Genomic DNA, 25,447 nt, shown 5'->3' with positions numbered 1-25,447 from the left:
ACTTTACAGGGTGACTGTCAGCTACCACTATGAGGGACATAAATGAACAAGCCGTTCTATCCCGAACCGGGGTGGTATCCGTGATCCAAAAGGAGCCGAGATGATTGAGTCACCATTGCTGCAGAATGTTAAGGGCTATATTGGCGGACGTTGGGTAGATAATGACGGAGGCAGTACCTTCGAGGTGTTTAATCCGGCGACTCGAGAGCGCATTGCCGAGGTGCCGTCCATGTCGGAAAACGACATTTTGGCAGCGGTTGAGGCGGGCAAGTCCGCACTGAGGCTGGCGACGCCGTGGCCCATCGAAACTCGCAGGAAATGGCTGGAAGACATCCGCGATGCCTTGAAAGAAAACAAAGCCGAAATTGGCCGGATTCTGTGCATGGAACACGGCAAACCCTTGGCTGAGGCGCAGGGGGAAGCGGAATACGCGGCTGGCTTTTTCGATTACTGTGCCAAGCACATCGAAGCTCTGGACGCCCACACCATTCCCGAAAAACCCAAAGACTGCACCTGGACGGTTCATTATCGGCCGGTGGGAGTAGTTGGCCTGATCGTTCCCTGGAACTTTCCAATCGGCATGATCGCGAAAAAACTGTCGGCGGCTCTGGCGGCGGGTTGTCCGTCGGTGATAAAACCGGCCAGCGAAACCCCGCTGACCATGGTGGCGCTGTTTACGTTGATGGATAAGCTCGACCTACCCGATGGCATGGTTAACCTGGTGATGGGCAAAGCCAGCGTGATCGGCAAAGTGCTGTGTGAGCACCAGGACGTGCCGATGCTCAGCTTTACCGGGTCTACCGAAGTAGGCCGTAAGCTGGTTTTGGATACCGCGGAGCAGGTTAAAAAGCTGGCGCTGGAGTTGGGTGGCAACGCCCCGTTTATTATCTTCGACGATGCCGATCTGGATGCCGCTGCGGATAATCTGATTGCCAACAAATTTCGCGGTGGTGGCCAAACCTGCGTGTGCGCCAACCGGGTGTTTATCCACGAGGACGTGGCCGAAGCGTTTGGCGAAAAACTGGCGCAGAGAATTGGCCGCATGACCGTTGGTGACGGTATGAAAGACGGTGTCGATATCGGGCCGCTGGTGAATCAGGCTGGATTCGACAAAGTGAAACGTCACCTTGAAGATGCGTTGAACAAAGGTGCAACTCTGGTCGCAGGTAAAGCGCCCGGGGAACTGGGCGATGGTCTGTTTTTCCCGCCGACCGCGGTGATGGGCGTTACCCGCGACATGTGTTGCTACAGGGAAGAAACCTTCGGCCCGCTGGTGCCGATGGCGTTGTTCCGCACCGAGGACGAAGTGATCGAGGCGGGCAACGATACCGAATTCGGCTTAGCGTCTTATGTGTTCACAGCCGATGCGGAACGAGCCCAACGTGTGGCTGCCGGACTCCGTTTTGGTCACGTAGGCTGGAACACGGGCACCGGCCCGACGCCGGAAGCACCGTTTGGGGGCATGAAGGCATCCGGCATTGGCCGCGAAGGTGGTTTGGAAGGTTTGTTCGAGTTTGTGGAAGCGCAGACAGTTCCGCGGGGCTTCTGACGCTCCTAACTTTTGGAGTTAACGCTTACGGGCGGGGAGGTCTTTTCAGGGCAGGCTGCAAGTCGTCCCTGAGGCTTATTTCGGGCCATCCCTGGCCATCAATAGTCCTGAAAAGACCTCCCCGCTCGTGTGCGTCTGCACCAGAGATTGTTCAACTCCTCGGTCCAACAGAAATCCCCGTTATCTCCTGTTATACTTCCCAACCTGTTTATTTAACCAGTAGAAAAAGCTAGGTGCTATGGACGTTTCCCACATCATTGACCCCCTGAACGATGCCCAACGCGAGGCTGTTACAGCTCAAAATGACCACCTGTTGGTGCTGGCCGGTGCAGGCAGTGGCAAAACTCGGGTGCTGGTTCACCGAATGGCGTGGTTGATGACTGTAGACCGGGTGCCACCTACGGGCATTCTGGCGGTGACTTTCACCAACAAAGCCGCTAAGGAAATGCGTTCGCGCATCGAGCAGATGATGAACATTCCCGCTCGTGGCCTGTGGTTCGGCACCTTCCACGGTATTGCTCACCGCCTGTTGCGTTCCCATTGGAAAGACGCCGGTCTGCCGGAAAATTTCCAGGTGCTGGACAGTGACGATCAGCTGCGCCTGATCAAACGGGTGATGCGGGAGTTCCAGATTGATGAAAGCCAGTGGCCACCCAAACAGGCCCAGTGGTTCATCAACAGCCAGAAAGACGAAGGTTTGCGGGCTGACCACATTCAGGAAAACCCGGGCGATCACTTCACCAATACCATGCTGAAAATCTACCGCCAGTACGAAAAACTGTGCCATCAGGGCGGTTTGGTCGATTTTGGCGAATTGCTGTTGCGCTCCCACGAGCTTTGGCTGCACCGGCCTGAGCTGCTGGCCCATTACCAGGAACGCTTCCAGCACATTTTGGTGGACGAGTTCCAGGACACCAACACCATCCAATACGCCTGGCTGCAGGTGCTGGCCAGCAACCGGGTACCACTGACCGTGGTGGGTGATGATGACCAGTCGATCTATGGCTGGCGCGGCGCTAAGATCGAGAACATTCAGCAGTACCAGCGAGACTTTCCTAACGCTCGGATGGTGCGGTTGGAGCAAAATTACCGTTCGACACAGATGATTCTGAAGGCCGCAAACGCGGTGATTGCAAATAACCAGGGCCGGCTGGGCAAAGAGCTTTGGACCGATGGCCCTGATGGCGATCCCATTAGTTTGTATGCGGCGTTTAACGAACAGGACGAAGCTAACTACATCGCTGACTCCATCACCGACTGGGTGAATCAGGGTAATTTGCGTAGCGAAGCGGCCATACTCTACCGCTCTAACGCCCAGTCACGGGTGTTGGAAGAATCTCTGATGCGCCAGGGTATTCCGTATCGGGTGTATGGCGGTTTGCGTTTCTACGACCGTCAGGAAATTCGTAACGCACTGGCGTACCTGCGTTTGGTTCAGTATCACCGGGACGATGCGGCGTTTGAACGAGTGGTGAATATTCCCACCCGCGGCATTGGTGCGAAGAGCCTCTCAGAGATTCGGTCCTACGCGACGGAGCAGGGCATTTCTTTGTGGGAATCCTCCGAGCGTATGCTGGCGGCAGGTCAGGTAAAAGGCCGCGCCAAAACCGGCTTGCAGTCATTCTTGGACATCATTAACGGCTTGTCTGAAATGTTAGGCGAGGCTTCGTTGCAGGGCTTGATGAAGCAAGCCATTGAAAACAGTGGGTTGAAGGACTACCACGCCAGTGAGAAAGGCGAAAAAGGCCAGGCGCGGGTGGAAAACCTGGAGGAATTGGTCAACGCCTTGTCTGATTTTGAAGTGGAAGACGGGGTAGATCCGCTTGCGGAGTTCCTTGCTCAAGCCGCATTGGATGCCGGAGAGTCCCAAGCTGAGGATCATGAAGACAGCGTCCAGTTGATGACCTTGCACTCGGCCAAGGGCCTGGAGTTCCCCATGGTGTTTCTGGCGGGTGTTGAGGAAGGTTTGTTCCCCCATAGCATGTCTCTTGAAGAGCCGGGGCGGATGGAGGAAGAGCGCCGGTTGGCTTATGTCGGCATCACTCGGGCGATGAAGAAGCTGGTGCTTACTTACGCGGAATCCCGCCGTTTATACGGTCAGGAAAAGTTCCACGCGCTGTCTCGTTTTGTTCGTGAGATTCCAGCGGATTGCCTGCAGGAAGTTCGGCTACGCAATACGGTGACTCGCCCGGCGATGGTAGGGCGGCCTAATGAAAGTATGTTTGCGCAGGATTCAGCCAAGCAATCGGGTTTTAGTCTTGGGCAGCGGGTGCGTCATCCGAAGTTCGGCGAGGGTATTGTGATGAATTCCGAGGGCACGGGGCATCATACGCGAGTTCAGGTGAACTTTGATGAAGGGGCCAAGTGGCTTGTTCTTGCGTATGCGCCTTTGGAGGCCTGCTAGCGTGTATTGAGTATGGTTTGTTCTTGTCAGGCGTGGACCAATCCTTTAATGTGCACAAACGCATAAATGTGCATATGTGCATATATCGAGTATTTTACGTCATTGAAGGAACGGTTATGGACAAGAATAGCTGGGCAGTCGCCCTGGACGAGTTGCTGCATGTGGGTGGTGCTCTGGTACTTATAATTGCGGTGGTTGCGGTTCTGACAGGCATCATCCGGGAATATATTCCTCAAGATAAGCTGCAGAAAAAACTGGCCAAAAATGAAAAACGAGGCCCGTTGGTGGGCGCGTTACTCGGCACGCTGACACCGTTTTGTAGTGCGTCCATGGTACCAGTGGTGATGGGGATGGTCGAAATGCGAGCGTCCATGGGCATGGTGTTTGGCTTTCTGATTTCCGCCCCTCTGTGCAATTTTGTTGTTGTCGGTCTGATCGTTGCGGTGTTGGGTTGGCAGGTAGCGCTTGTGTACCTGGCTCTGACGCTCAGCGGTGCCATGCTGGCGGGGTTCGTCATCAGCCGCACACCGTTAAAAAATGCTTTCCGCCGTATTGAGGCTGTGCCAGCAAGCGGATGTGGCGGTGCGCCGGAGCCTGCGTGCTCTACTTCGGCTCCCGTCTCGACTCCAGCCGCCACAGCGTGCACCGCAACCGCCATGCCCAGCTGTAACGCTGAGGCCATGGCGATAGAATCACCGGCAGGGCAGCTGCAAGAATGTATAGCCACCGCCTGTGCCCCCTCCAGCAGTACCGCCTCCGTGGCGCACAAAGACCGACTGAAACTGGCCATGCGCTTCGCCTGGGCACTGTTCAAGCGTATTATTCCGTATGTCTTGATTGGTGCCGTGATCAGTGCGTTATCTGCAGCTTTTCTCCCCGCGGAAATCGTCGAGCAATACATCGGAGAGGATAGCTGGTACGCCATTCCCGTGGCCGCAAGCATTGGTGTGCCCCTGTATCTGCGAATTGAGATGGCGCTTCCCTTGCTTCAGGTACTCATTGCCAAAGGTATGGGGCTGGGGGCTGCCATGGCGTTGTTGATCGGCGGAACCGGTGCCAGCTTGCCTGAGATTGCCATAATCTCTTCCGTACTCAAGCCGAAAGCGGTTGTGGCTTTCGTGATCACCGTCATCACGCTCGCTATCGTCGGTGGGGTTGTATTCAGTGTTATCTTTTAAAAGATCTGGGAGCTGATGCCGATTGGATGAGTGGCCGTTTTCCAGCGTGTTCGCCGCGGGCGCGCTGGATTCAGGCGACGACATACGCTGTTTCAGAGTTCACGATTGCTGCCCCGGTAGTAATCACTTAAGATCCAAGCCAACGGAGGTTTGGAAATAGCATGATAGATGCCTGTTATACCGATGCGTTAAAGGCCGTTGCGGACACGAATCGCTTGCGGCTTTTCTGGCTGTTGGTGCATGTCGACGAGCGAATTTGTGTTGCCGAAGCGATGGATGTACTGGGAGAAACCCATTACAACGTTTCGCGCAATCTGAAAATTCTGCAAAAAGCGGGTCTGGTGACTGCGCATAAAGAAGGAAAATGGGTTTTCTATACGCTTAACCGTGAAGGGTCTCCTTTCCAGATAAAGTTACTGGCGGCGGTGAAAAGTATTCCCGAGCAAGAATTGGAGACCGAGATCCGAAAATGCCACCTGCGCCTGGCGTTGCGTGAAAGCGGTCAATGTGTGGTCGGGCCCGACAGCACGGAGTGGGCCGATATTATTAAGCGCCAAGGCCTCAGCGAAAATGGCCAGGCTTGACCCTGAAGAGGGTTTGCCTGGCCTCAAGACCTACATCAGAACCGCGTAAATAACCCCTGCCAATGCAATGCGATAGATCACATAAGGCCACATGCCGACCTTGTTGAGCCATTTCAGGAAGAAATGGATCGCGGTAATGGCCATCAGGAAGGATGTGACCCCGCCAATTAGAAAACCACTCCAATCGACGATCACGTCTGAAGTTGCCACTTCCAGTAATTTCACGGCAGATGCCAGCACGATGATGGGAATAGCCAGCAAAAAAGAGAAGCGAGAGGCTGTTTCACGGCTCATGCCCAGAAACAGGCCCGCTGTGATGGTGACGCCGGAGCGGGAGGTGCCCGGCACCAGGGCCATGGCTTGGGCGATGCCCACCAGAACGGCGTCTTTCCAGTTCAGGGAATCCAGCGTGCGCTGGCGTTTGGGTAGCCAATCAGCGATGCCCAGCAGCAGGCCGAAGATCAGGGTGGTGACAAAGATAACTTCAACAGCCCGAAGTTCGTTGTCAATCATGTCCAACAAAGCCAGCCCGGCGAGTCCGGCGGGGATGGTACCGATAACGAGGTACCAGGCCAGCGCGCCCTGCCCAACGATCTTGCGCTGGGCAACGGAGATCAGGCCGTCTCTGGCAATACCGAAGACATCGCGACGGAAATACAGCACGACGGCCAGCAGAGTGCCGATGTGAACCGAGAGGTCGAAGCCAACGCCCTGGTCGTTCCAGTCAAAGAATGCCGGGGTGAGGATCAAATGGGCGGAGCTGGAAATAGGCAGAAATTCAGTCAGTCCCTGGAGAAGGCCAAGGAAAAGGGCCTGAAAAAAATCCATGGTATCGGTTCCGTTCGGTTCAGCGATGGCTGTTCATGGTTCAAATAGACAGGCGGGATATTAGCAGGGTGTTGGGGTGGTTAACAGATCGCCCGGCTCTGCCCGTTGTGAGAGCCGGGTCCGTTCGGTTCAGGTAGGGAACTGGTCGCGTGTTTTGTTGGCGATTTTTACCAGTGCCAGCATCAATGGCACTTCCACCAATACGCCCACCACTGTTGCCAGTGCCGCACCGGATTGCAGGCCGAACAGCGCAATGGCAGCCGCCACGGCCAGTTCGAAGAAGTTGCTGGCACCGATCATTGCACCAGGCGCGGCAATGCAGTGGCGTACTTTCCATAGCCGGGCCCAGCCATAGGCCAGCAGGAAGATAAACACCGTCTGGATGATTAACGGCACGGCAATCAGCGCAATGTGAATCGGGTTTTCCAAGATCACTTCGCCCTGAAAGGCGAACAAGAGGACCAGTGTGATTATCAGCGCGGCCGGCGTGACCGGGCCAAGGCGTTTCAGGAATACACCGTCGTACCATTGCTGGCCGTGGCGGGCGATTAGAACACGGCGAGTTAGGTACCCGGCGGTGAGGGGGATAACGATGTACAGCACGACGGACAAGATCACGGTATTCCAGGGCACCTGAATGTCGGAGACCCCAAGCAGGAAAACCACGATGGGAGCGAAGGCGAACAGCATGATGATGTCGTTCAGAGACACTTGTACCAGGGTGTAGGCGGCGTCACCTTTGGTCAGATAACTCCAGACAAATACCATGGCGGTGCAGGGGGCCGCACCCAGTAAAATGGCACCGGCGAGGTATTCGCTGGCCAGATCAGGCGCAATAAAAGGCTTGAAAGCCACCATCAGGAAAAACCAGGCGATGGCGAACATGGTGAAGGGCTTGATCAGCCAGTTGACGACCGTGGTAATGGCCAGACCCTTCGGTTCTTTTCTGACGCCGACGACGGCGCTGAAATCGATTTGTGCCATCATCGGGAAAATCATCGCCCAGATCAGAATGGCAATGGGGATGGAAACCTGAGCGTACTCGAAGCGGGACAGGGCTTCCGGCACAGACGGGGCCAATTGTCCCAAAGCAACGCCGGTGATGATGGCCAAGGCGACCCAAACCGACAGATAGCGGCCAAATAGATCCATACCCTCTGCGCCAGACTCATTCGCGCTGGCTTCGGTGCTGTTGCTCATGCTGGTTCCTCAGATAGCGCGTTGGTTCACACGTTTGGACAGCTCTTCCGCACTTTCCTTACGTTCGGAATAGCGGTCGGTGAGATAGTCACTGCGGTCGCGCACCAGCAGAGTGAATTTCACCAATTCTTCCATCACATCCACGATCCGGTCGTAGTAAGACGATGGCTTCATGCGGTCGTTGTCATCAAATTCCATAAAGGCTTTGGCCACCGAGGACTGGTTCGGGATGGTTACCATGCGCATCCATCGGCCCAGTACCCGTAGCTGATTGACCACGTTGAAAGACTGGGAACCACCACACACCTGCATCACGGCCAGGGTTTTGCCCTGAGTGGGGCGAACCGCGCCCATGGACAGCGGTATCCAGTCGATTTGGGTTTTCATGATGCCGGTCATCGAACCGTGACGTTCCGGTGAGCACCACACCATGCCTTCAGACCATCGGGCCAGCTCCCTCAGTTCCTGCACCTTTGGGTGTGAAGCTTCCTCGGCGTCAGCCAGTGGCAGGCCGCGAGGATTGAATATGCGGGTTTCTGCGCCCATGGCTTCCAGCAATCGGGCGGCTTCTTCTGTGGCCAGACGGCTGAAGGAACGGTCGCGCAGCGAGCCGTACAGCAGCAGAATTCTTGGTGCGTGTTCGGAAGGCGCGTTGGCGAACAGCTGTTTCTTGGTGGGAGCCTGAAACAGTTCACGGTCAATGTTGGGTAGGTCGGTTGGCATCATAGGGCAGCTTAAAATTCCGAAAGTTGGATAAGCGAAAGCGTTGGCTGGTGTCTTTACTTTGTCACTTTTCACACCTAATATCGCTTAAAGCATATATATGGATAACCGAATATTCAATAGTGTGAAACTCGTCTGATGAATACAAGAAGCTCTATGCCTACACATGAAACCGACGAACAATCGGCCGGGGTCGGTCCCACCAGCCTATTCAGAGCTTTAAGTGATGAGCTGAGGTTGATCACGCTGTTGCTGATTCGGCGTGAGAAAGAACTATGCGTCTGTGAATTGACGGAAGCATTCGGGGCGGCTCAACCGAAAGTCAGCCGCCATTTGGCAATATTGCGCGATTCCGGTTTGGTAGCAACAGAACGTCGGGGACAGTGGGTCTATTATTCTATTAACCCTGATTTGCCCTTGTGGGTCCTGCGAGTTCTGGATGAAACAGCGGCGCACAATGAGGTGTTGATTCAATCACCGTTGGCGAAGCTTAGCGCATTGGCTGAGCGCCCAGCACTCAGGTGTCCCTGAAGATTGATCGAATGGCCATTTATAAAAGGAGATCGCCATGAGCAAGATCAAAGTAGGTATTAACGGGTTCGGTCGTATTGGCCGGCTGGCTTTGAGGGCGGCCTGGGAGTGGCCGGAGTTGGAATTTGTCGCGATCAACGATCCGGGCGCAGACCCAGGGACGCTGGCGCACCTGTTGAACTTCGACAGTGTTCACGGACGTTGGCACCATGAAGCCGAAGTGAGCGGTAACGAGTTGGTGATCGACGGCCAGCGCATTGCCGTTACCCAAAACCGAGCCATCGGCGACACCGACTGGTCTGGCTGTGATCTGGTGATTGAGGCCAGCGGCGCGAACAAAACCGTTGCTGTATTGCAGGCTTATCTGGATCAAGGCGTGAAGCGAGTGGTGGTAACGGCGCCGGTGAAAGAAAAAGGCGCCAAGAACATTGTGCTGGGCGTGAATGAACACAACTTCGATCCGGTCAATGACCGGATCGTGACCGCAGCTTCTTGCACCACCAACTGTCTGGCGCCGGTGGTTAAGGTGATTCACGAGAAACTGGGCATCAAGCACGGTTCGCTGACCACTATTCACAGTTTGACCAACACTCAAACGATTATTGATGCGCCCCACAAAGACCTGCGCCGGGCCCGCGCCTGTGGCAGTTCGCTGATTCCCACCAGCACCGGTTCCGCGACGGCGATCATCGAGATATTTCCGGAGCTGAAGAATAAACTGGATGGCCATGCGGTGCGCATTCCATTGATCAACGCGTCACTGACCGACTGCGTATTCGAGGTGGAAACACCCACAGACAGGGACACCGTTAACCAACTCTTGAAGGATGCCGCCGAGGGCGAGCTGAAAGGCATTCTGGGCTACGAAGAACGCCCGCTGGTTTCGATTGATTACAAAACCGATCCCCGGTCTTCCATCGTCGATGCCTTATCCACTCTGGTGGTCAACGGCACCCATGTGAAAATTTACGCTTGGTACGACAACGAATGGGGCTATGCCAATCGCACCGTAGAGCTGGCGCGCAAGGTGGGCCTGGCCTGATATGACTGCCTCCATCCGCCAGTACCTCGTGATCACCGGCAATTACTGGGCGTTTACTCTGACCGATGGCGCGTTGCGCATGCTGGTGGTGCTGCATTTCCACCAGTTGGGTTATTCACCGTTGGCCATCGCCCTGTTGTTCATCTTCTACGAGTTGTTCGGGGTGGTGACCAATCTGGTGGGCGGCTATCTCGGTGCCCGGCTTGGGCTGAACCGCACCATGAACATCGGGTTGTTTCTACAGATTGTTGCTCTGGTGATGCTGGCGGTGCCGGCAGCTATGTTGACGGTGCCTTGGGTGATGGCCGCGCAAGCTTTATCCGGCATAGCCAAGGACCTCAACAAGATGTCCGCCAAGAGCGGTATCAAGCTGTTAGTGCCGGATGAGCAGCAAGGTGCGTTGTACAAGTGGGTGGCGATTCTCACGGGCTCTAAAAATACCCTGAAAGGCGTGGGTTTCTTTTTGGGGGGGGTGCTGTTAATGACTGCAGGCTTCACCGGGGCGGTGGTTATGATGGCCGTCGCGCTGGGGTTGGTGTGGTTGGCTAGCCTGTTTTTGCTCAAGCAGGAGCTGGGTAAGAGTAAAGCGAAGCCCAAGTTCCGGGAAATTTTGTCCAAAAGCCGGGCTATCAATGTGTTGTCTGCGGCGCGGATGTTTTTGTTTGGTGCCCGGGATGTGTGGTTTGTGGTGGCATTGCCTGTGTACCTGCACACGGCATTCGGCTGGGATTTTTGGAAAGTCGGCGGATTTATGGCCACCTGGGTCATAGGCTACGGCTTTGTCCAGACGATTGCCCCCCGAATTACCGGCGATACCCGCCGTAAATCCGGCACTGTGCTTTGGGCTGCACTGTTGGCAGTGGTTCCAGCGGCGATTGCCGGTGCACTCATGGCAGGTTGGCCAGCGCAGGGCGTTGTGATCGGTGGTTTGCTGCTATTCGGCGTGTTGTTTGCCATCAATTCATCCCTCCACAGCTATCTGATTGTCAGCTACGCCCGAGGCGATGGCGTTTCTCTGGATGTGGGTTTTTATTACATGTCTAACGCCGCTGGCCGATTGCTGGGCACTGTGTTATCCGGATGGGTTTATCAGGCATACGGGCTGGAAGCTTGCTTGTGGATATCTTCCGCATTGATAGCCATCGCGGCCCTACTATCGGTATGGTTGCCGGAGCGTATGAACGACTCGATAGGGGAGCAAGGTTATGTCTGATTCCAAGGTGGTTGTTATTACCGGTGCTAATCGCGGCATTGGGCTGGAACTGGCCCGGCATTATGCCGCCGAAGGGTGCGAAGTGATCGGTGTCTGCCGGCAGTCGTCGGACGAGCTGGCCAGTGTTGCCGCCCAAGTGATCGACGGCGTGGATGTGACCACCGATGTCGGAATCGAAAAACTCGAATCTGGCCTGGTGGGCAAACGCATCCATCTGCTGATCAACAACGCCGGCCTGCTGCAGGACGAGCAACTCGGCAGCATCGACCTTGATTCCCTCCGCACCCAGATGGAGATCAACGCCTTCGCACCGTTGCGTGTAACCGAAGCTTTGGTGCATTTGATGGGGCAGGGCAGCAAGATTGCTAATATCACCAGTCGCATGGGGTCGATTGCCGATAATGACTCCGGTGGTCGTTATGGTTATCGGGCGTCCAAAGCGGCTCTGAACGCTTTCGGCAAATCGCTGGCGGTAGATCTGCAGCCTAAAGGGATCGCCGTGGCACAGTTACACCCGGGATATGTGAAGACCCGAATGGTGAACTTTGGTGGTCTGATTACGCCGGAAGACTCCGCCCGGGGACTGGCGGAACGAATTGCCAACCTGACTCTTGAGAACACCGGTTCCTTCTGGCACAGCAATGGCGAAGCACTGCCGTGGTGATGCAGATAAGGAACCCGCGTTGAAGTCCAGGCCGCGCATTCTGCTCCTGTCAGCCTACGACGCCGCCAGTCATAAACGCTGGCGGGAGCAGTTGACGCATCTCTTGCCGGATTACCAGTGGCACAGCCTAGTCTTGCCTCCACGGTTTTTTCAGTGGCGGATTCGGGGCAACGCTCTGAGCTGGCTCGATGAGCCTTGCTTGCAAGAGCATTGGGATCTGGTGGTTGCTACCTCCATGGTAGACCTGGCAACGTTGCGGGGCGTGCATTCCCAGCTGGCGAGCACGCCTTGTGTGCTTTACATGCACGAAAATCAATTCGCCTTTCCGCTTAGCCAACAGCAGCAGGGGCGTGTTGAACCCCAAATGGTAAATCTTTACAGCGCGGTCGCGGCGAATCGTGTGGTTTTTAACAGTGCCTGGAATCGCGACAGTTTTTTAAGTGGCGCTCAAGCCTTGCTGGATAAATTGCCGGATGCCGTCCCCAGCGGAATCATTGAACGCATTCAGCAAAAATCCGATGTGATCCCTGTGCCCATAGAGGACCGTTTGTTCACAGGCGAACCCCGTGTTATCAACCGGGCCTGCCCCCACATATTGTGGAACCACCGTTGGGAATACGACAAAGGCCCGGACCGATTGCTGAACTTCCTGGAGCGGCTGGAGCAGAGCCTGCAGCCCTACAAGTTGAGTGTGGTGGGGGAAGGTTTCCGCAATCACCCGAAGGCGTTTGGCGAGATTCAAGCAAGGTTTGCCCATCGGCTCGAAAATTGGGGCTTTCTGGCCAGCCGGTCCGAGTACGATGGTTTGTTGCGTAAGGCGGATGTGGTGCTCTCCACAGCCCTGCATGATTTTCAGGGCCTGTCGATGCTGGAAGCTATGGCATCCGGGTGTGTGCCCTTGGCGCCGGACCGCTTGGCCTATCGCGAATACGTATCCATCGGTTGCCGATACCAAAGCCACGAGCAAGATGCAGAGGCAGAAGCCATCGCAGCGCTTGATTGCTTTCAGGAAATTCTCAAAACGCCACCCGCACTGTGCCCGCCGAACGCTTGGAAATCTTCTGAGTTGGCGCATCGCTATCGAATGCTGATCAATGAATTGATCACCAAGGATCAACGCGCCTGAACGTTTTTTACGGTTGGTCCGGCACTTCCCGGATGCGGCCCTGTTCGTCTATGGCCACGTACACAAATAGGCCTTCGGTGACCTTTCTCGGCGTTTTGGAGAAGCGGTCCAGCATCCACACTTCCACGTTGATCTTCATAGAGCTGCGGCCAATGTCCACCAGTTCGCAATAGCAACTGACCTGAGAGCCGACGCGCAGTGGCGATAGAAACTCCATCCGATCCATCGCGACCGTCGCGCTGCGGCCACGGGAAATTCGCCCAGCCATGGTGGCGGCGGCAATATCCATCTGCTTAACCAGCCAGCCAGCAAACACATCGCCGTTAGCATTGGTGTCGGAGGGAAGTGGCACGACCTGAAGGGTCAGTGCGCCGCGAGGGTTCGGTCTATCATCATCAAACGCTGTCATTGGTTAGCCTGTTACTGCTGATGTTGTGAATTGTTTTCCTGCATGTTAGCGAGGCCGCAGCGGTCTGCAAGCAAATTCGACTAATGATGGTCATAGTGCGGCGCAATATTTATGAAAAGCTGTAACAAAGTTGTCACAGAGTCTCCTTAAGATGCACTTATCGAAGAACGATAAACGTAAATAGCGCCACTTATATTGGAGATAACTACGTGATGACATTGAAATCAGCTCTGACGACTGTTGCTTTGGCGGGAAGCCTTGCCGCTGTGTCGGCTCCGGCTATGGCACGTGATACCGTAAACATTGTTGGTTCCTCGACGGTCTACCCGTTTGCGACCGTGGTTGCAGAGCGTTTTGGCCGCAATACAGATTTTCCGACTCCGAAGCTTGAGTCCACCGGTTCTGGTGGCGGTTTAAAACTGTTCTGTGCGGGGATTGGTACTCAGCATCCGGATATTACAAACGCGTCTCGCCGTATGAAGAAGAGCGAGTTTGAGATGTGTCAGAGCAACGGTGTGAAAGACATCACCGAAGTAAAAATCGGCGCTGATGGCATCGTGATCGCGAATTCCAAAGAGGCGGATCAAATGGACCTCAGCCTGCGTCAGGTGTTTCTGGCTTTGGCTAAAGAAGTTCCCGATCCGAAGGGCGGGGACAAGTTGGTCGCCAACCCTTACCAGAAGTGGAGCGATATTGATTCCAGCCTGCCGAACAAAGAGATCAGCGTAATGGGTCCGCCACCGACCTCCGGCACCCGCGATGCATTTGTTGAAATTGCCATGGAAGGTGGTTGCAAATCCTTCGATTTCATCAAGGCGATGGAGAAGAAAGAGATGCGCAGTGTTTGCCACAGCATGCGTGAAGACGGTCTGTTTGTTGAAGCCGGGGAGAACGACAACCTGATCGTTCAGCGTCTGGCCCAGGACAAAGACACTTTGGGTATCTTCGGCTACAGTTTCCTGATGGAAAATGCGAGCCAGATTCAGCCTGCGACGATCAACGGTGTTGAGCCGACGCCGGACACCATTGCTGATGAAGACTATCCGGTTGCCCGGTCGTTGTTCTTCTACATCAAAAGTGCCCACGTCAGCGTGATTCCGGGTATCAAGGAATACGCCGAAGCGTTCACCAGTGAAAGTGCCTGGGGTGACAACGGCTATCTGGTTGATGTTGGCCTGATTCCAAACCCGCGGAACGTGCGAATGGAAGTGGCCAAGAAGGTACGCAACCTGACGCCGATGACGGGTAGCGAGCTCTGAGCATTACTCAGAATCATCAAGGAAGATGAGAGAATGCGAGCCGAAAGGTTCGCGTTCTTTTGTTGTATCTGACAAAAGCTAATTATTCACATAACACAGAGAACTCTATGCAAACGGCCAATCTATTGCCCCTGATTCTGGTGATTGCCGTCATAGCCTATGGATTGGCGTACATGCGGTCACGAACGGTTGCTGGCCCGATGGGTGGTATCCGTAACCTCAAGGCATTGCCCTTTTATTATGCTGCCCGGGCAGCTTTGTGGTGTGCCATTCCCGCCTTGATTGTGTTGAGCGCTTGGGCGGTGTTCGAAGGCAAAGTGATTCAAAATCTGGTGGTGGGTTCCCTGCCGACCGAGCTGTTGCCGACATCGGCCGGCGAAGCCAGCTTGCTGATGTCGCAAATCAACAACGTGGCGGCGGGTAAGTTAAATCCGAATTTCGTTCCGGCAGATGTGGTGAGTGCTGCCGATAAACTGGGTGCGCTGAAAGCCCATAGCAGCCAGTTCAAGACGGTTCTAGTGGTTCTGATTGCCGTGCTCGGTGCGGCTTTTGCGTGGAGCCGGGTGCAGCCCCAGATCAATGCTCGTGAAAACGTTGAGCGCACCCTTCGGTGGATTTTCTTCGCCTGTGCGGCGTTGGCGGTACTGACCACTGTTGGCATTGTATTCTCCGTGATTTTTGAAACCGTCCGCTTCTTCGGCAAGGTGCCGATTTCCGATTTTCTGTTTGGTACGTCCTGGAGCCCGCAAACGGCACTTCGAGCCGATCAGGTGGGCTCCGACGGTGCGTTCGGCATCATTCCCCTGTTTACCGGTACCTTGCTGATTTCTGCGATCGCTTTGCTGGTGGCGGTGCCCACGGGCTTGTTGTCAGCGGTCTACTTGTCGGAATACGCCTCCAAACCGGCCCGCTCTGTTATTAAGCCTTTATTAGAAATGCTAGCGGGTGTGCCGACCGTCGTTTACGGCTTTTTTGCTGCGTTAACGGTGGCGCCTTTTATCCGCGATCTGGCTGAGGCGATTGGGTTGGAGGCCTCCTCCCAGAGTGCATTGGCAGCGGGCTTGGTCATGGGGATCATGATCATTCCATTTGTGTCGTCGTTGTCGGACGACGTGATCAACGCCGTACCTCGCACCCTGCGGGATGGTTCGCTCGCGCTCGGCGCTACCCAGTCCGAAACCATGAAGAACGTAATTTTCCCGGCGGCCTTGCCCGGCATCATGGGCGGTATTTTGCTGGCGGCATCCCGGGCGATTGGTGAAACCATGATTGTGGTCATGGCGGCGGGCCTGGCGGCCAATCTGACGGCCAATCCTCTGGATTCGGTGACCACCGTTACGGTTCAGATCGTCACGCTGCTGACCGGTGACCAGGAGTTCGACAGCGCCAAAACCCTCGCAGCCTTTGCCCTGGGCATGATGCTGTTCATTCTGACTCTGGCGCTCAACATGATTGCCCTGAAAGTGGTTCGCAAATATAGGGAACAATATGACTAACCAACGCACACAGGCGGAGATTGTTCGCCAGTCGCTGAAGCGGCGGTACCGTAAGGAGCGCAGGTTCCGGCTCTATGGCATGACCGCCATCGCCGTTGCGCTTTTGTCTCTGGTGGTGCTGTTTACTGACATCATTGGCAAGGGCTACACCGGGTTCATCAAGACCACGATGACGCTGGAGGTGGTGCTGGATGGTGAGCAGATGTACCTGGAAGATCCGACAGATAAAGACCAGATCTCTATGGCGGATTTTCAGGCACCGATCATTGCAGCCTTGCAGGGCTATTTTCCGGAGGCGCAGTCTCGAAAAGATGTGCGCGAGTTGAGCCGGCTATCGGGCAACTACGCCAGCAATCAGATACGTGATCTTTTGCAAGCACAGCCGGATTTGCTGGGCTCCACTCAAACTCTGGAGTTTCTGGTACACGACACCGTGTCTGTGTACGTCAAACATGCCGACAACCCGGCCTATAGCATTCGGCTGACCGAGCAGCAGCAGCGTTGGGTGGATGAACTGGTCGCACAAGGCGTGGTTTCAACCAGTTTCAACGATGTGCTGTTTAGCCGCGGAGATTCCCGGGAGCCCTCCAATGCAGGCATTCTGGGGGCGATCGTGGGGTCGCTGCTGACCATGCTGGTCACTCTAGTGATTGCGTTCCCGACCGGTGTGGCTGCTGCGGTGTATCTGGAAGAGTTTGCCCCGCAAAACAAGTTGACCGACTTCATTGAGGTGAACATAAACAACTTGGCGGCCGTGCCGTCCATCATCTTCGGTCTACTCGGGCTGGCCGTGTTTATCGGCGTGTTCGGGATGCCCCGGTCGGTGCCAGTATTAGGTGGTTTGGTGCTGGCGCTGATGACCTTGCCCACCATCATCATTTCCAGCCGGGCGGCGATTAAAAGCGTGCCGCCGTCCATCCGTGAGGCGGCTGAAGGCATTGGTGCCTCGAAGATGCAGGTGGTGTTGCACCACGTGATACCACTGGCGATGCCCGGCATGATGACCGGCTCGATCATTGGGATGGCGCAGGCGCTGGGTGAAACCGCGCCCCTGCTATTGATCGGGATGGTGGCGTTTATCGTCGAGGTGCCGGAAGGCTTCCTCAGTTCTGCCACGGTCCTGCCAGTGCAGATTTATCAGTGGGCGAGCAGTGCGGAGCAGGGCTTTGTCGAGCTGGCCTCTGCCGGCATTATGATCCTGCTGGCTTTTATGATTTCCATGAACGGGTTGGCCATTTGGCTGCGTAAACGCCTTGAGCGCCGGTGGTGAGGAGTACAGCAATGAACAGTATGAATACAGCAGCAATGCCTGCAGAGAATGTGTCCGAAAAGGTGGCTAAACCAGTGATTGACGAAAAACCCGAAAACGCAGTGATTACCGAAGGCACCACCGTAGGCCAACCGTTTGCGGATGACCCCAAATTCAAACTGCGTAATGTGGAAGTGTCTTATGGCGAGAGCCCAGCTATCAAGAACATCAGTCTGGATATTGGCCGCAACGAAGTGATTGCATTTATCGGGCCGTCGGGCTGCGGTAAATCCACCTTTTTGCGCTGCCTGAACCGCATGAACGACAGCATCGATATCTGTCGGGTGAAAGGGTCACTGATGTTGGACGATCACGACATCTACGACCCCAAGCGGGATGTGGTGGAATTGCGCGCCCGGGTGGGCATGGTATTCCAGAAGCCAAACCCGTTTCCCAAGTCGATTTACGACAACGTGGCTTATGGCCCCAGGATTCACGGCTTGGCGAACCGGAAGTCCGACTTGGACAACATCGTTGAAAACAGTCTGCGCAAAGCCGGCTTGTGGGATGAAGTAAAAGATCGCCTGGATGCCACGGCAACCGGTATGTCCGGTGGGCAGCAGCAGCGGTTGTGCATTGCTCGTGCGATTGCTGTCAGCCCGGAAGTTATCCTGATGGACGAACCCTGCTCGGCGCTGGATCCCATTGCGACCGCGAAGGTAGAAGAGTTGATCGCAGAAATGTCGGAAAGCTATACCATCGTGATTGTAACCCACTCGATGCAGCAGGCGGCCCGGGTTTCAGATCGCACGGCTTACTTCCACCTTGGGCATCTGGTGGAAGTGAACGACACCGACAAAGTATTTACCTCCCCTGATCACAAATTGACCGAGTCCTACATTACCGGTCGCTTTGGTTAAACCGGTCTGGCACTGCTGGAGAAAAGACATGCCGAACTCTAAAGATGATGTATATGGCGACCACATTTCCGCCCGATTTAATGACGAACTGACCGAGCTGAAAACCCAGTTTCTGAATATGGGGGGTATGGTGGAAAGTCAGGTGGAAAGGTCCATTGAGGCCTTGACCAACAACGATAGTCAGTTGGCGGAGGACGTACGACAGAACGACAAGGCGGTCGACCGGATGGAGATGGACCTTGATGAAGAAGCCATCCTGGTGATCGCCCGCCGCCAACCCGCCGCGCGTGATCTGCGTTTGGTGATCTCGGTGATCAAGATGGTCGCCGACCTTGAGCGGGTGGGCGATGAGGCGAAAAAGATCGCCCAGATGGCCATCAAACTGTCTGAAGAAGGGCAAGCACCGCGTGGTTACGTTGAAATCCGTCACATTGGTAAGCACGTGTTGAGTATGCTGCACGATGCGCTGGACGCGTTTGCTCGGTTGGATTCCGATCAGGCGTTACGGGTGATGAAAGAAGACAAACAAGTTGATGAGGAGTATCAGGCTGCTGCTCGTGCGTTGCTGACCTTCATGATGGAAGATGCGCGCAATATTACGCGTTGCATGATGGTGATGTGGGTATTGCGTGCTTTGGAGCGCATCGGCGATCATGCCTGCAACATTGCCGAGCATGTGATTTTCATGGCCAAAGGCGAAGATGTGCGGCATTCGCCCATGGAAGAAGCCGAGCGGGTGGTTGGGCGCTAACGTTCGGGTTTAAGTTGGGACTATCTTTCGCCAAGGATGGCGAAGGCTAAGCGCGCAGGGATGCCTTGAACGTGTCCCGAACAGCGCTTGCCTCCCGCCGAATCAGGCCTGCTTCATTTTGTCGGTATACGGCGGCCAGCCCAGTGGCTTGCCAGCCAGCAAGTGCAGATGGATATGGAACACCGTCTGCCCGGAGTTTTCACCGCAGTTCATAACCACCCGGTAGCCATCTTCGGCAAAGCCCATCTCTTTGGCCAGCTTTGCTGCCACCCAGTACAGGTGTCCAACCACCTCGCGGTCACCTTCTTCGATGTCGTTGATGGTGGCAATGTGCTTCTTGGGAATGATCAACAGGTGCACCGGCGCTTGCGGGTTGATGTCCTTGAACGCCAGGGTAAGATCGTCTTCGTAAACGATGTCGGCCGGGATCTCCCGGTTGATGATCTTGGTAAAGAGTGTTTCAGACATAATGGCTCCTTGGTTGTTCTCTGAATCCGTTGAGTGTTTGTTTAAAGCCAGTTTGGCATAGGTAACCGATTGGTGATTTCCCGAAATATCGCCGGCGGCTGGCTGTCCAGCCCCATCGCGTAGCGGGCCACTTTGTTGCGGGCAAAGGGCAGGGCGCGGGCTGCGCTGAGGCCGAGGTTACGGGCCAGATGCAGCGGCGGAATGGTGTTGCTGAACAGGTGATAGAATAGGTCCATGGCCAGCATCATGCGCCGGTTGGCCGGGCGGCGCTGTTGTTCGTAAAGGTCCAGCCAATGTGCGCTGGCCAGGTCATCTCCGCCGCGGCGAGCTTCTTTTAATAACCCCTGCAAACATTCTGCGTCCTGAAAGCCCAGATTCACCCCTTGGCCGGCTAGTGGGTTGATGGTGTGGGCGGCATCGCCGGTGAGCACGACTCGGCCAGAGTAATACCGTTTGGCGTGCTGACGGGCGATGGGGAAGCTACCTCGGTCTTCAATATGGGTCAGTGGCGGTAGCTCTTGAGGAAAAGCTTTCTGTATTTCCGCCATCAAGGCTTCATCACTCAAGCTTTTCAAGCGTGCGATTTCCGCCGGAGAGTCGTACCAAACCAGAGACCCGCGGCTCTCACCCGGGTAGTGCGCATCGGCGCTGTACAGCGGTAAAAACGCTCTGGGCCCTGACGGGTAAAAGCCTTGCCAGGTGATGTCCTGCACCTCGCCTTGGTAGCGCACGGAAATAATCATCGCTTGTTGGCTGTACTGGTCTTTGGTGATGCCAATGCCGGCCATGTCCCGCACCCGGGATTGTGCGCCATCGGCACCGATTACCAAGGCTGCAGTCAGTTCCTGGCCGTTCTGAAGTGTAACGGTGGCGCTGGCCTCGGTTTGGGTAATGCTGGAAACACCGTGGCCCGCCAGTATTGAGACGGTCGGCTCGGCTTCTGCCGCTTGCCACAGCCCCTTCTGAGTGACGGAGTTTTCGACAATGTGGCCCAGATGGGTGGCGTTCAGCCCATCGGCCGTGAACTCAACCTGATTGACGGTTCTGGGAAGCAGTTTGCTCAGTCGGTGTGGGGCTTCATCCCAAACGGCAAGGCGGCGGTAGGGTGTGGCACGCATCGCCAGAATAGGGGCCCAGGCGCCGAGGCTTTGCAAGTAGGCTTCGCTACCTGCACTTAAAGCAGAAACGCGAATGTCGGGCGCTGCGTCCGGGTTGAACGCCGGAGCCGGAGCACGGTCTACCATGGCAACATTGAAGCCCTCGCGGCCCAGACCGGTGGCGAGGGCGGCGCCGACCATGCCGGCGCCGACGATCACAATATCAAAAGCTTGAGTCATATCGGGTTCCTGTCTGATGCCCACAGTTTACGCGAAGGCAAAGAACTGACAAGCGATGGAACGCAATCGACTCCGTTGGTTGATGGGAGCGGTCAGCCGGTCATGCCGGATACCCGTTGGCGTGAAGGTTCCGTGGATTGCTGCCGGCCTTTTGCCAGCCATGCTGGCTTTTGGGCACCCGGTTTTTTAAACCCGCGTGTTAGCACCATAGGCTGCACGAGGTTTAGAAAATCTTTGGTTTTCATGTGGAGGGTTTCTGTGTGGCTACCGGCCGCGAAGGCCAGGTCTTCCTGTTCGGTTAGCGATTCTGCGCAGTAGACGGTCATGTCAAAAAGGTTGCCGAAAGGTGGCATGGCACCGACTTCACAGTTGGGGAAACGGTCCTGAAAGGCTTGTTCGTCGGCGAGATCCACGAAGTCCGTATCGAGAATTCTGGACAGGCTGTCCCAGCGAATGCGCCAGGTAGCAGGCATCACCAGCATGGCCATTTTGCCATCGAGTTCGAGAATGACGGTTTTAGCCACTTTGTCACCGGCGATCTGGACGTGGTGAGCAAGTTCTTGAGCGGTGAAGGCGGGTGGGTGGTTGAGGCACATGTATTCGGTGCCGGATTCGTCCAGGAAATCTTTAAGCTGCTGTACTGGCATAAATACAACCTCCTGACAGTACGGACAGGGTTGTAGAGCCTTCCGAAAAAATCCCGGGCTGGCTCCGGTAGCCGGCGGAGCATTGTTCGCCCGCCTTACCGACAGCTTAGCCCAGGATTTTTGCTTTGCGAATAATCGTTCGTCCTGCGTGACAGGGTTCCGGTTAGTCGCCGTTGATCATATGAACGCTGCGTTGCGGGTATGGGATGGTAATCCCTTCTGCATCGAACGCCTTCTTTACGCGTTCCTGCATGTCCCAGTAGAACGGCCACAGATCTCCAGAGCTGGTCCAGGCGCGAACCTTCAGATCAACAGAGCTCTCGCCCAACCCGCCAACGACGATCATTGGTTCAGGATCTTTCAAAGCACGCTCGTCTTCTTCGATCAAACGCTTGCAGATGGCTTTGGCCTTGTCGATGTCATCGTTGTAACCGATGCCGAACGTCATATCACAGCGCCGTGTTTCATAAACGCTCATGTTGGTCAGGCTGGAGTTAGAAAGTTGGCCATTCGGGATGACAACACGGCGGTTGTCGAAAGTGTCGACGATGGTGTAGAGAATGGTGATTTCACGAACTGAGCCGAGGAAGCCTTGGGCTTCGATAGCGTCGCCCACCTTGAACGGTTTGAAAATCAGGATCAGTACACCACCTGCAAAGTTGGCCAGGCTTCCCTGCAGCGCAAAACCAACGGCCAGGCCGGCAGCACCGATGATGGCGACGAAGGAGGTTGTGGCAATGCCAATCATGGAGGCAACAGAGATCAGCAGTAGAATCTTGAGGATTGCGCCAACCAGACCGCACAGGAATTTATTCAGGGTTGGGTCTTTTTTGCCCAGTTTGTTGTCCAGTACAGATACAAAACGGTTGATCAACCATAGGCCGATCATCAGAGTGATAATGGCCAACACTACTTTGGGGGCATAGGTCATAACCATCGCTATGCCCTGATCCAGTAATTCGGAGGCTTGGCCGCTGTCGCCGAAAAGCTCTTCCATAATAACGCTCCTTGGTCGTTAAAGTGATCGTGTAATCAGAGTAACTTGCTGTCTTAGCAGGTCTAACTTGCTCCATTATAGGCAGGTATCCGGGAGTCAGCGAACCTGATGATGGCACAGTGGCTTACTGTGTCCGTAGGTTCCGGTGTGCGCGGGCGTACTCGACAATTATCTCAGGGCCGCCGCGCACCAGTATCTTTCCTTGTTTTTTGCTGAGCTGGTAGTCGTACATAGGGTCGTAGTAGTCGCTGAGCAGGCATTCGATCCAGCGGTTGTGTGCATCTAAGGATCCTTGTGCCTGCTGTTCCAGTGCTTGTTCCATCAGTGTGCGTAACTGTTGGTGACGCTCACCGCCTAAGCGTTTTCGAATGCGATCCAAGGCGCTGAGCAGGTACTCTCGAAAATTGAGCCAGCCAGCTTCTTCACCGTCACGCGCAATGTAATCGGCCAACATGTTTTCAACGTAATCGGTGCGGATGATGGCGATGCGCTCTTCCATCGGTTGTTCCAGGATCAGCAATCCAGACTCGCTCATCCGGGCCCGCTGGCGCTCGGGCATCGCGCAGCGGCCGATTAGCCGGCTTTCGTCTTCCAGGTAAATGGGGCCGCCTACCTGATGGTGGGCTTTCAGCATGGCCACCGCCAGACGGTTCTCGAAGTCGATCTGAGAAGGTTGCGGGCTGACCTGCCGGCCAAAGCTGGAGCCTCGGTGGTTGGCCAAGCCTTCGAGATCGACCGGGTTGGGCAAGTCGAGCAGGACCCGGGTTTTTCCGGTGCCGGTGCGGCCACTGAGTACCTGGAACTCCTGTTGTTCGATGAGGGTGTCGAGGCTGTCGATCAGGAATCGGCGCAGCGCTTTGTAACCGCCTTTAATTAGCGGGTAGTCAATGCCGGAATCCTTGATCCACTGCTGGGTCAATCGGGAGCGCAGGCCGCCTCGGAAGCAAAACAGATAGCCGTCCGGGTGTTGGGTGGTAAAACGCTTCCAGGCTTCGATCCGCTGTGCTTTGATGTCGCCGGAGACCAATTGGTGACCGAGTTCGATGGCCTTATCCTGTCCCTTCTCTTTGTAGCAGATGCCGATGCGGTGGCGCTCTTCATCGTTCATCAACGGGGCGTTGACGGCACCGGGAAAACTGCCTTTGTCGTATTCAATCGGTGCCCGTACGTCCATTAACGGCACGTCGTTCAGGAACAGGTTCAGATAATCATCGGTATCGGGTCTACTGGCCATGTCCTCGGGTCACTGTGGTTTTGAGTGAGCCGGAAGTATACCGGACTGCCATTATTCCGGCATCATGGCTAAGGATACAATGTCGCTCGTTTATGCACCTGATCAGGATCTATGATGACGCCAGAACATCTCAATCAGCACCTCCGTAAGACCCTAAGCCGGGGGCGCGTGGCCGAATCGGCCCCCGCAGGTTGCCCGAGCATGCCGCTTTATCTGTTTGATCCTTCTGTACTGGAAGGCCCGCTCAGCCATGATGAAGCGCAGGCGGTTGTTGCCGAGCCAGCTTATTGGTCGTTCTGTTGGGCCAGCGGGCAGGTACTGGCGCAGTGGATACTTGATCACCCTGAATTGGTCCGTGGGAAAACAGTGTTGGATTTCGGTTCGGGGTCGGGAGTGGTTGCGGTTGCGGCGGCGCGGGCGGGAGCCGTCCGTTCTATTGCGTGTGATATCGATCCCGCAGCCTTGGATGCGGCAGCCGTGAATGCCGGCCTTAACGGCGTGAATGTGGAGCTGTGTGACGATTGGGCAAACCGGCCTCAACACCTGGATCTAATTACGGCTGCTGATGTGCTTTACGACCCTGAGAACAGGCCGTTATTAGAGGCGTTTCAAGCGGCGGCTAAGCAGGTGCTGTTGGCCGATTCCCGGGTGAAGAATTTGGGTAATGCGGATTATGTGCGTCAAGGCGTAGTGGAAGCGCGAACCTGGCCTGATCTCAATGAGTTTGAAGAGTTTAATAAAGTGCGGATTTATCTGGCAGATGGTGAGCACTAGCTGACGGGAGTACAAAAAATAAAGGGCGACTCGGGAGCCGCCCTTTACAGGTACTGAACCGCCATCCTGAGCAGTTCACAGTCGGAACAAATAGCGCGTCCTTGCGCGGTGAGCAACAGCCATGTTGCTGGATCCTTTGCCTTTCCCTGGTGCCAGCATCCGAGCCAGCAATCCAATTTGGTTTCCCTTAAGCGAGGCGTCCATGTGTCCTTGCCTCTCCCCGCAATCCTTGTGGGGGTGCGTCCAATGCGTCGTCCGTTTCCCTGTCATCCCTGACGAGAAACACTATACCAAGGCTTCTGTTGCATACCTGTGACCCCGGCACGGAGAGTTGGGCCTGTTTAGGATGTTTTTTGTGATAGTTACGTAAAATTAATGGCTTACACATTTTTCGGACTGATCGGTGAAGAGCTGCGTACGTCAGGAAGCCGAAAGTTCCTACGAGTTTGTGAGATATATCGCACAAGCTCGTAAGGGGTTGTCCTACGTGGTTGCCCGGATGCGCCGGAGACCCGGCCAAGGCAACATGCCGACTGCGATGCCGAGAGCATCTGCCAGCACATCGGCCAGAGAAAAATCTCGATAGGGCAGAGTGGCCTGGACCGCCTCAAGAATAAAGCCAAAGCCCAATAAAGCCGGTGCGTACCAGTAAAATCGGATGCGCGGCCAAGCTAGGCGCGTGACGATGGTCAGTTCGGCGAAAGCGATTAAGTGATTGATCTTGTCATTTGCGGACGACGGAATGGGGTAGCTCTGGTTGGTCGTCGCCAGATACAAGATGGCGGCAAGGGACAGAAAAAGTACCGCTTGCCAGAGCCGTGTCATGCGCATTAGTGAATGCAGGGTTTGCCAAAAACGACGCAT

Annotated in this window: 25 protein-coding genes; 15 read left to right on the top strand and 10 right to left on the bottom strand. The window is 55.3% G+C overall.

All coding sequences use genetic code 11. The features are described from left to right. The first annotated feature begins 100 nt into the window (after positions 1-100). The 4 genes from K5L82_RS13135 (at position 101) to K5L82_RS13120 (ending at position 5,715) form a co-directional block, all read left to right on the top strand. Positions 101-1,549, top strand: a complete 1,449-nt coding sequence (locus K5L82_RS13135) for an NAD-dependent succinate-semialdehyde dehydrogenase (RefSeq protein WP_223134448.1) — start codon at positions 101-103, stop codon at positions 1,547-1,549. 238 nt (positions 1,550-1,787) lie between these two features. Further along, entirely contained in the window at positions 1,788-3,953 is a 2,166-nt protein-coding gene (gene uvrD, locus K5L82_RS13130) for a DNA helicase II (protein WP_223134447.1), read from the top strand. A 116-nt stretch (positions 3,954-4,069) separates the two neighbouring features. Then, positions 4,070-5,131, top strand: a complete 1,062-nt coding sequence (locus tag K5L82_RS13125) for a permease (RefSeq protein WP_223134446.1) — start codon at positions 4,070-4,072, stop codon at positions 5,129-5,131. Between the two features lie 161 nt (positions 5,132-5,292). Further along, positions 5,293-5,715, top strand: a complete 423-nt coding sequence (locus tag K5L82_RS13120) for an ArsR/SmtB family transcription factor (RefSeq protein ID WP_133007164.1) — start codon at positions 5,293-5,295, stop codon at positions 5,713-5,715. 30 nt (positions 5,716-5,745) lie between these two features. Here the strand turns inward: K5L82_RS13120 and K5L82_RS13115 are convergent, their stop codons facing one another. The 3 genes from K5L82_RS13115 to arsH all read right to left on the bottom strand — a co-directional run bounded on the left by K5L82_RS13115 (position 5,746) and on the right by arsH (position 8,466). Further along, complete coding sequence (locus tag K5L82_RS13115; RefSeq protein ID WP_133007165.1) at positions 5,746-6,543, bottom strand: undecaprenyl-diphosphate phosphatase; 798 nt, start codon at positions 6,541-6,543, stop codon at positions 5,746-5,748. Between the two features lie 129 nt (positions 6,544-6,672). Continuing rightward, on the bottom strand, positions 6,673-7,743 hold the full coding sequence (gene arsB, locus K5L82_RS13110) for an ACR3 family arsenite efflux transporter (RefSeq protein ID WP_223134445.1): 1,071 nt from the start codon (positions 7,741-7,743) through the stop codon (positions 6,673-6,675). 9 nt (positions 7,744-7,752) lie between these two features. Then, complete coding sequence (gene arsH / locus K5L82_RS13105) at positions 7,753-8,466, bottom strand: arsenical resistance protein ArsH (protein WP_223134932.1); 714 nt, start codon at positions 8,464-8,466, stop codon at positions 7,753-7,755. Positions 8,467-8,622: 156 nt separating this feature from the next. Here arsH and K5L82_RS13100 point away from each other — a divergent pair, with 156 nt between their 5' ends. From K5L82_RS13100 to K5L82_RS13080, 5 genes are read left to right on the top strand one after another with little or no spacing between them, the layout of a single operon-like run. Continuing rightward, the gene (locus K5L82_RS13100) at positions 8,623-8,997 is read left to right on the top strand and encodes an ArsR/SmtB family transcription factor (RefSeq protein WP_262492655.1); all 375 of its coding nucleotides are present in this window, start codon (positions 8,623-8,625) and stop codon (positions 8,995-8,997) included. A gap of 37 nt (positions 8,998-9,034) precedes the next feature. Then, complete coding sequence (locus tag K5L82_RS13095) at positions 9,035-10,039, top strand: ArsJ-associated glyceraldehyde-3-phosphate dehydrogenase (RefSeq protein ID WP_223134443.1); 1,005 nt, start codon at positions 9,035-9,037, stop codon at positions 10,037-10,039. Between the two features lies 1 nt (position 10,040). After that, positions 10,041-11,252: an organoarsenical effux MFS transporter ArsJ gene (gene arsJ, locus K5L82_RS13090; RefSeq protein ID WP_223134442.1), complete on the top strand. Its 1,212-nt coding sequence runs from the start codon at positions 10,041-10,043 to the stop codon at positions 11,250-11,252. Continuing rightward, positions 11,245-11,916 carry an SDR family oxidoreductase gene (locus tag K5L82_RS13085; protein ID WP_223134441.1) on the top strand — a complete coding sequence of 224 codons (672 nt, stop codon included), beginning with the start codon at positions 11,245-11,247 and terminating at the stop codon, positions 11,914-11,916. Before arsJ ends, K5L82_RS13085 begins: the two co-directional genes overlap by 8 nt. After that, positions 11,894-13,042 (top strand): DUF3524 domain-containing protein, encoded by a 1,149-nt coding sequence (locus K5L82_RS13080; RefSeq protein WP_223134440.1) that lies wholly within the window; start codon positions 11,894-11,896, stop codon positions 13,040-13,042. Before K5L82_RS13085 ends, K5L82_RS13080 begins: the two co-directional genes overlap by 23 nt. 7 nt (positions 13,043-13,049) lie before the next feature. Here K5L82_RS13080 and K5L82_RS13075 read toward each other — a convergent pair whose 3' ends face one another. Continuing rightward, positions 13,050-13,451, bottom strand: a complete 402-nt coding sequence (locus K5L82_RS13075; protein WP_133007172.1) for an acyl-CoA thioesterase — start codon at positions 13,449-13,451, stop codon at positions 13,050-13,052. Between the two features lie 212 nt (positions 13,452-13,663). On the opposite strand from K5L82_RS13075, the gene K5L82_RS13070 reads away from it, so the two are divergent. The 5 genes from K5L82_RS13070 (at position 13,664) to phoU (ending at position 19,126) form a co-directional block, all read left to right on the top strand. Next, a complete protein-coding gene (locus tag K5L82_RS13070) occupies positions 13,664-14,710 on the top strand; it encodes a substrate-binding domain-containing protein (protein ID WP_133007173.1) in 1,047 nt (348 codons plus the stop codon). 107 nt (positions 14,711-14,817) lie between these two features. Then, entirely contained in the window at positions 14,818-16,206 is a 1,389-nt protein-coding gene (pstC, locus tag K5L82_RS13065) for a phosphate ABC transporter permease subunit PstC (protein ID WP_133007174.1), read from the top strand. Next, complete coding sequence (gene pstA / locus K5L82_RS13060; RefSeq protein WP_133007175.1) at positions 16,199-17,476, top strand: phosphate ABC transporter permease PstA; 1,278 nt, start codon at positions 16,199-16,201, stop codon at positions 17,474-17,476. Before pstC ends, pstA begins: the two co-directional genes overlap by 8 nt. Before the next feature lie 11 nt (positions 17,477-17,487). Continuing rightward, positions 17,488-18,375: a phosphate ABC transporter ATP-binding protein PstB gene (gene pstB / locus K5L82_RS13055; protein WP_223134439.1), complete on the top strand. Its 888-nt coding sequence runs from the start codon at positions 17,488-17,490 to the stop codon at positions 18,373-18,375. 28 nt (positions 18,376-18,403) lie between these two features. Next, positions 18,404-19,126, top strand: coding sequence for a phosphate signaling complex protein PhoU (gene phoU / locus K5L82_RS13050; protein ID WP_133007177.1), 723 nt, complete (start codon positions 18,404-18,406; stop codon positions 19,124-19,126). 102 nt (positions 19,127-19,228) lie between these two features. Here the strand turns inward: phoU and K5L82_RS13045 are convergent, their stop codons facing one another. From K5L82_RS13045 to mnmH, 5 genes are all read right to left on the bottom strand, one after another. Further along, entirely contained in the window at positions 19,229-19,594 is a 366-nt protein-coding gene (locus K5L82_RS13045) for a histidine triad nucleotide-binding protein (protein ID WP_223134438.1), read from the bottom strand. A gap of 41 nt (positions 19,595-19,635) precedes the next feature. Continuing rightward, positions 19,636-20,931 (bottom strand): FAD-dependent monooxygenase, encoded by a 1,296-nt coding sequence (locus tag K5L82_RS13040; RefSeq protein WP_223134437.1) that lies wholly within the window; start codon positions 20,929-20,931, stop codon positions 19,636-19,638. 92 nt (positions 20,932-21,023) lie between these two features. Next, the gene (locus K5L82_RS13035; RefSeq protein WP_223134436.1) at positions 21,024-21,578 is read right to left on the bottom strand and encodes an aminoacyl-tRNA deacylase; all 555 of its coding nucleotides are present in this window, start codon (positions 21,576-21,578) and stop codon (positions 21,024-21,026) included. A 163-nt stretch (positions 21,579-21,741) separates the two neighbouring features. Further along, entirely contained in the window at positions 21,742-22,575 is an 834-nt protein-coding gene (locus tag K5L82_RS13030; protein ID WP_223134435.1) for a mechanosensitive ion channel family protein, read from the bottom strand. Positions 22,576-22,699: 124 nt separating this feature from the next. Next, positions 22,700-23,809 carry a tRNA 2-selenouridine(34) synthase MnmH gene (mnmH, locus tag K5L82_RS13025; protein ID WP_223134434.1) on the bottom strand — a complete coding sequence of 370 codons (1,110 nt, stop codon included), beginning with the start codon at positions 23,807-23,809 and terminating at the stop codon, positions 22,700-22,702. A 114-nt stretch (positions 23,810-23,923) separates the two neighbouring features. Between mnmH and K5L82_RS13020 the strand changes: the two genes are divergently transcribed. Continuing rightward, positions 23,924-24,583 (top strand): 50S ribosomal protein L11 methyltransferase, encoded by a 660-nt coding sequence (locus K5L82_RS13020; protein ID WP_223134433.1) that lies wholly within the window; start codon positions 23,924-23,926, stop codon positions 24,581-24,583. Between the two features lie 483 nt (positions 24,584-25,066). Here K5L82_RS13020 and K5L82_RS13015 read toward each other — a convergent pair whose 3' ends face one another. After that, a complete protein-coding gene (locus K5L82_RS13015; protein ID WP_223134432.1) occupies positions 25,067-25,447 on the bottom strand; it encodes a VanZ family protein in 381 nt (126 codons plus the stop codon).

Source organism: Marinobacter sp. AL4B (assembly GCF_019916045.1).
Taxonomy (GTDB): domain Bacteria; phylum Pseudomonadota; class Gammaproteobacteria; order Pseudomonadales; family Oleiphilaceae; genus Marinobacter.
The sequence above is the reverse complement of the archived record's forward strand: the minus strand, read 5'-3'. Positions and strand labels throughout refer to the sequence as shown.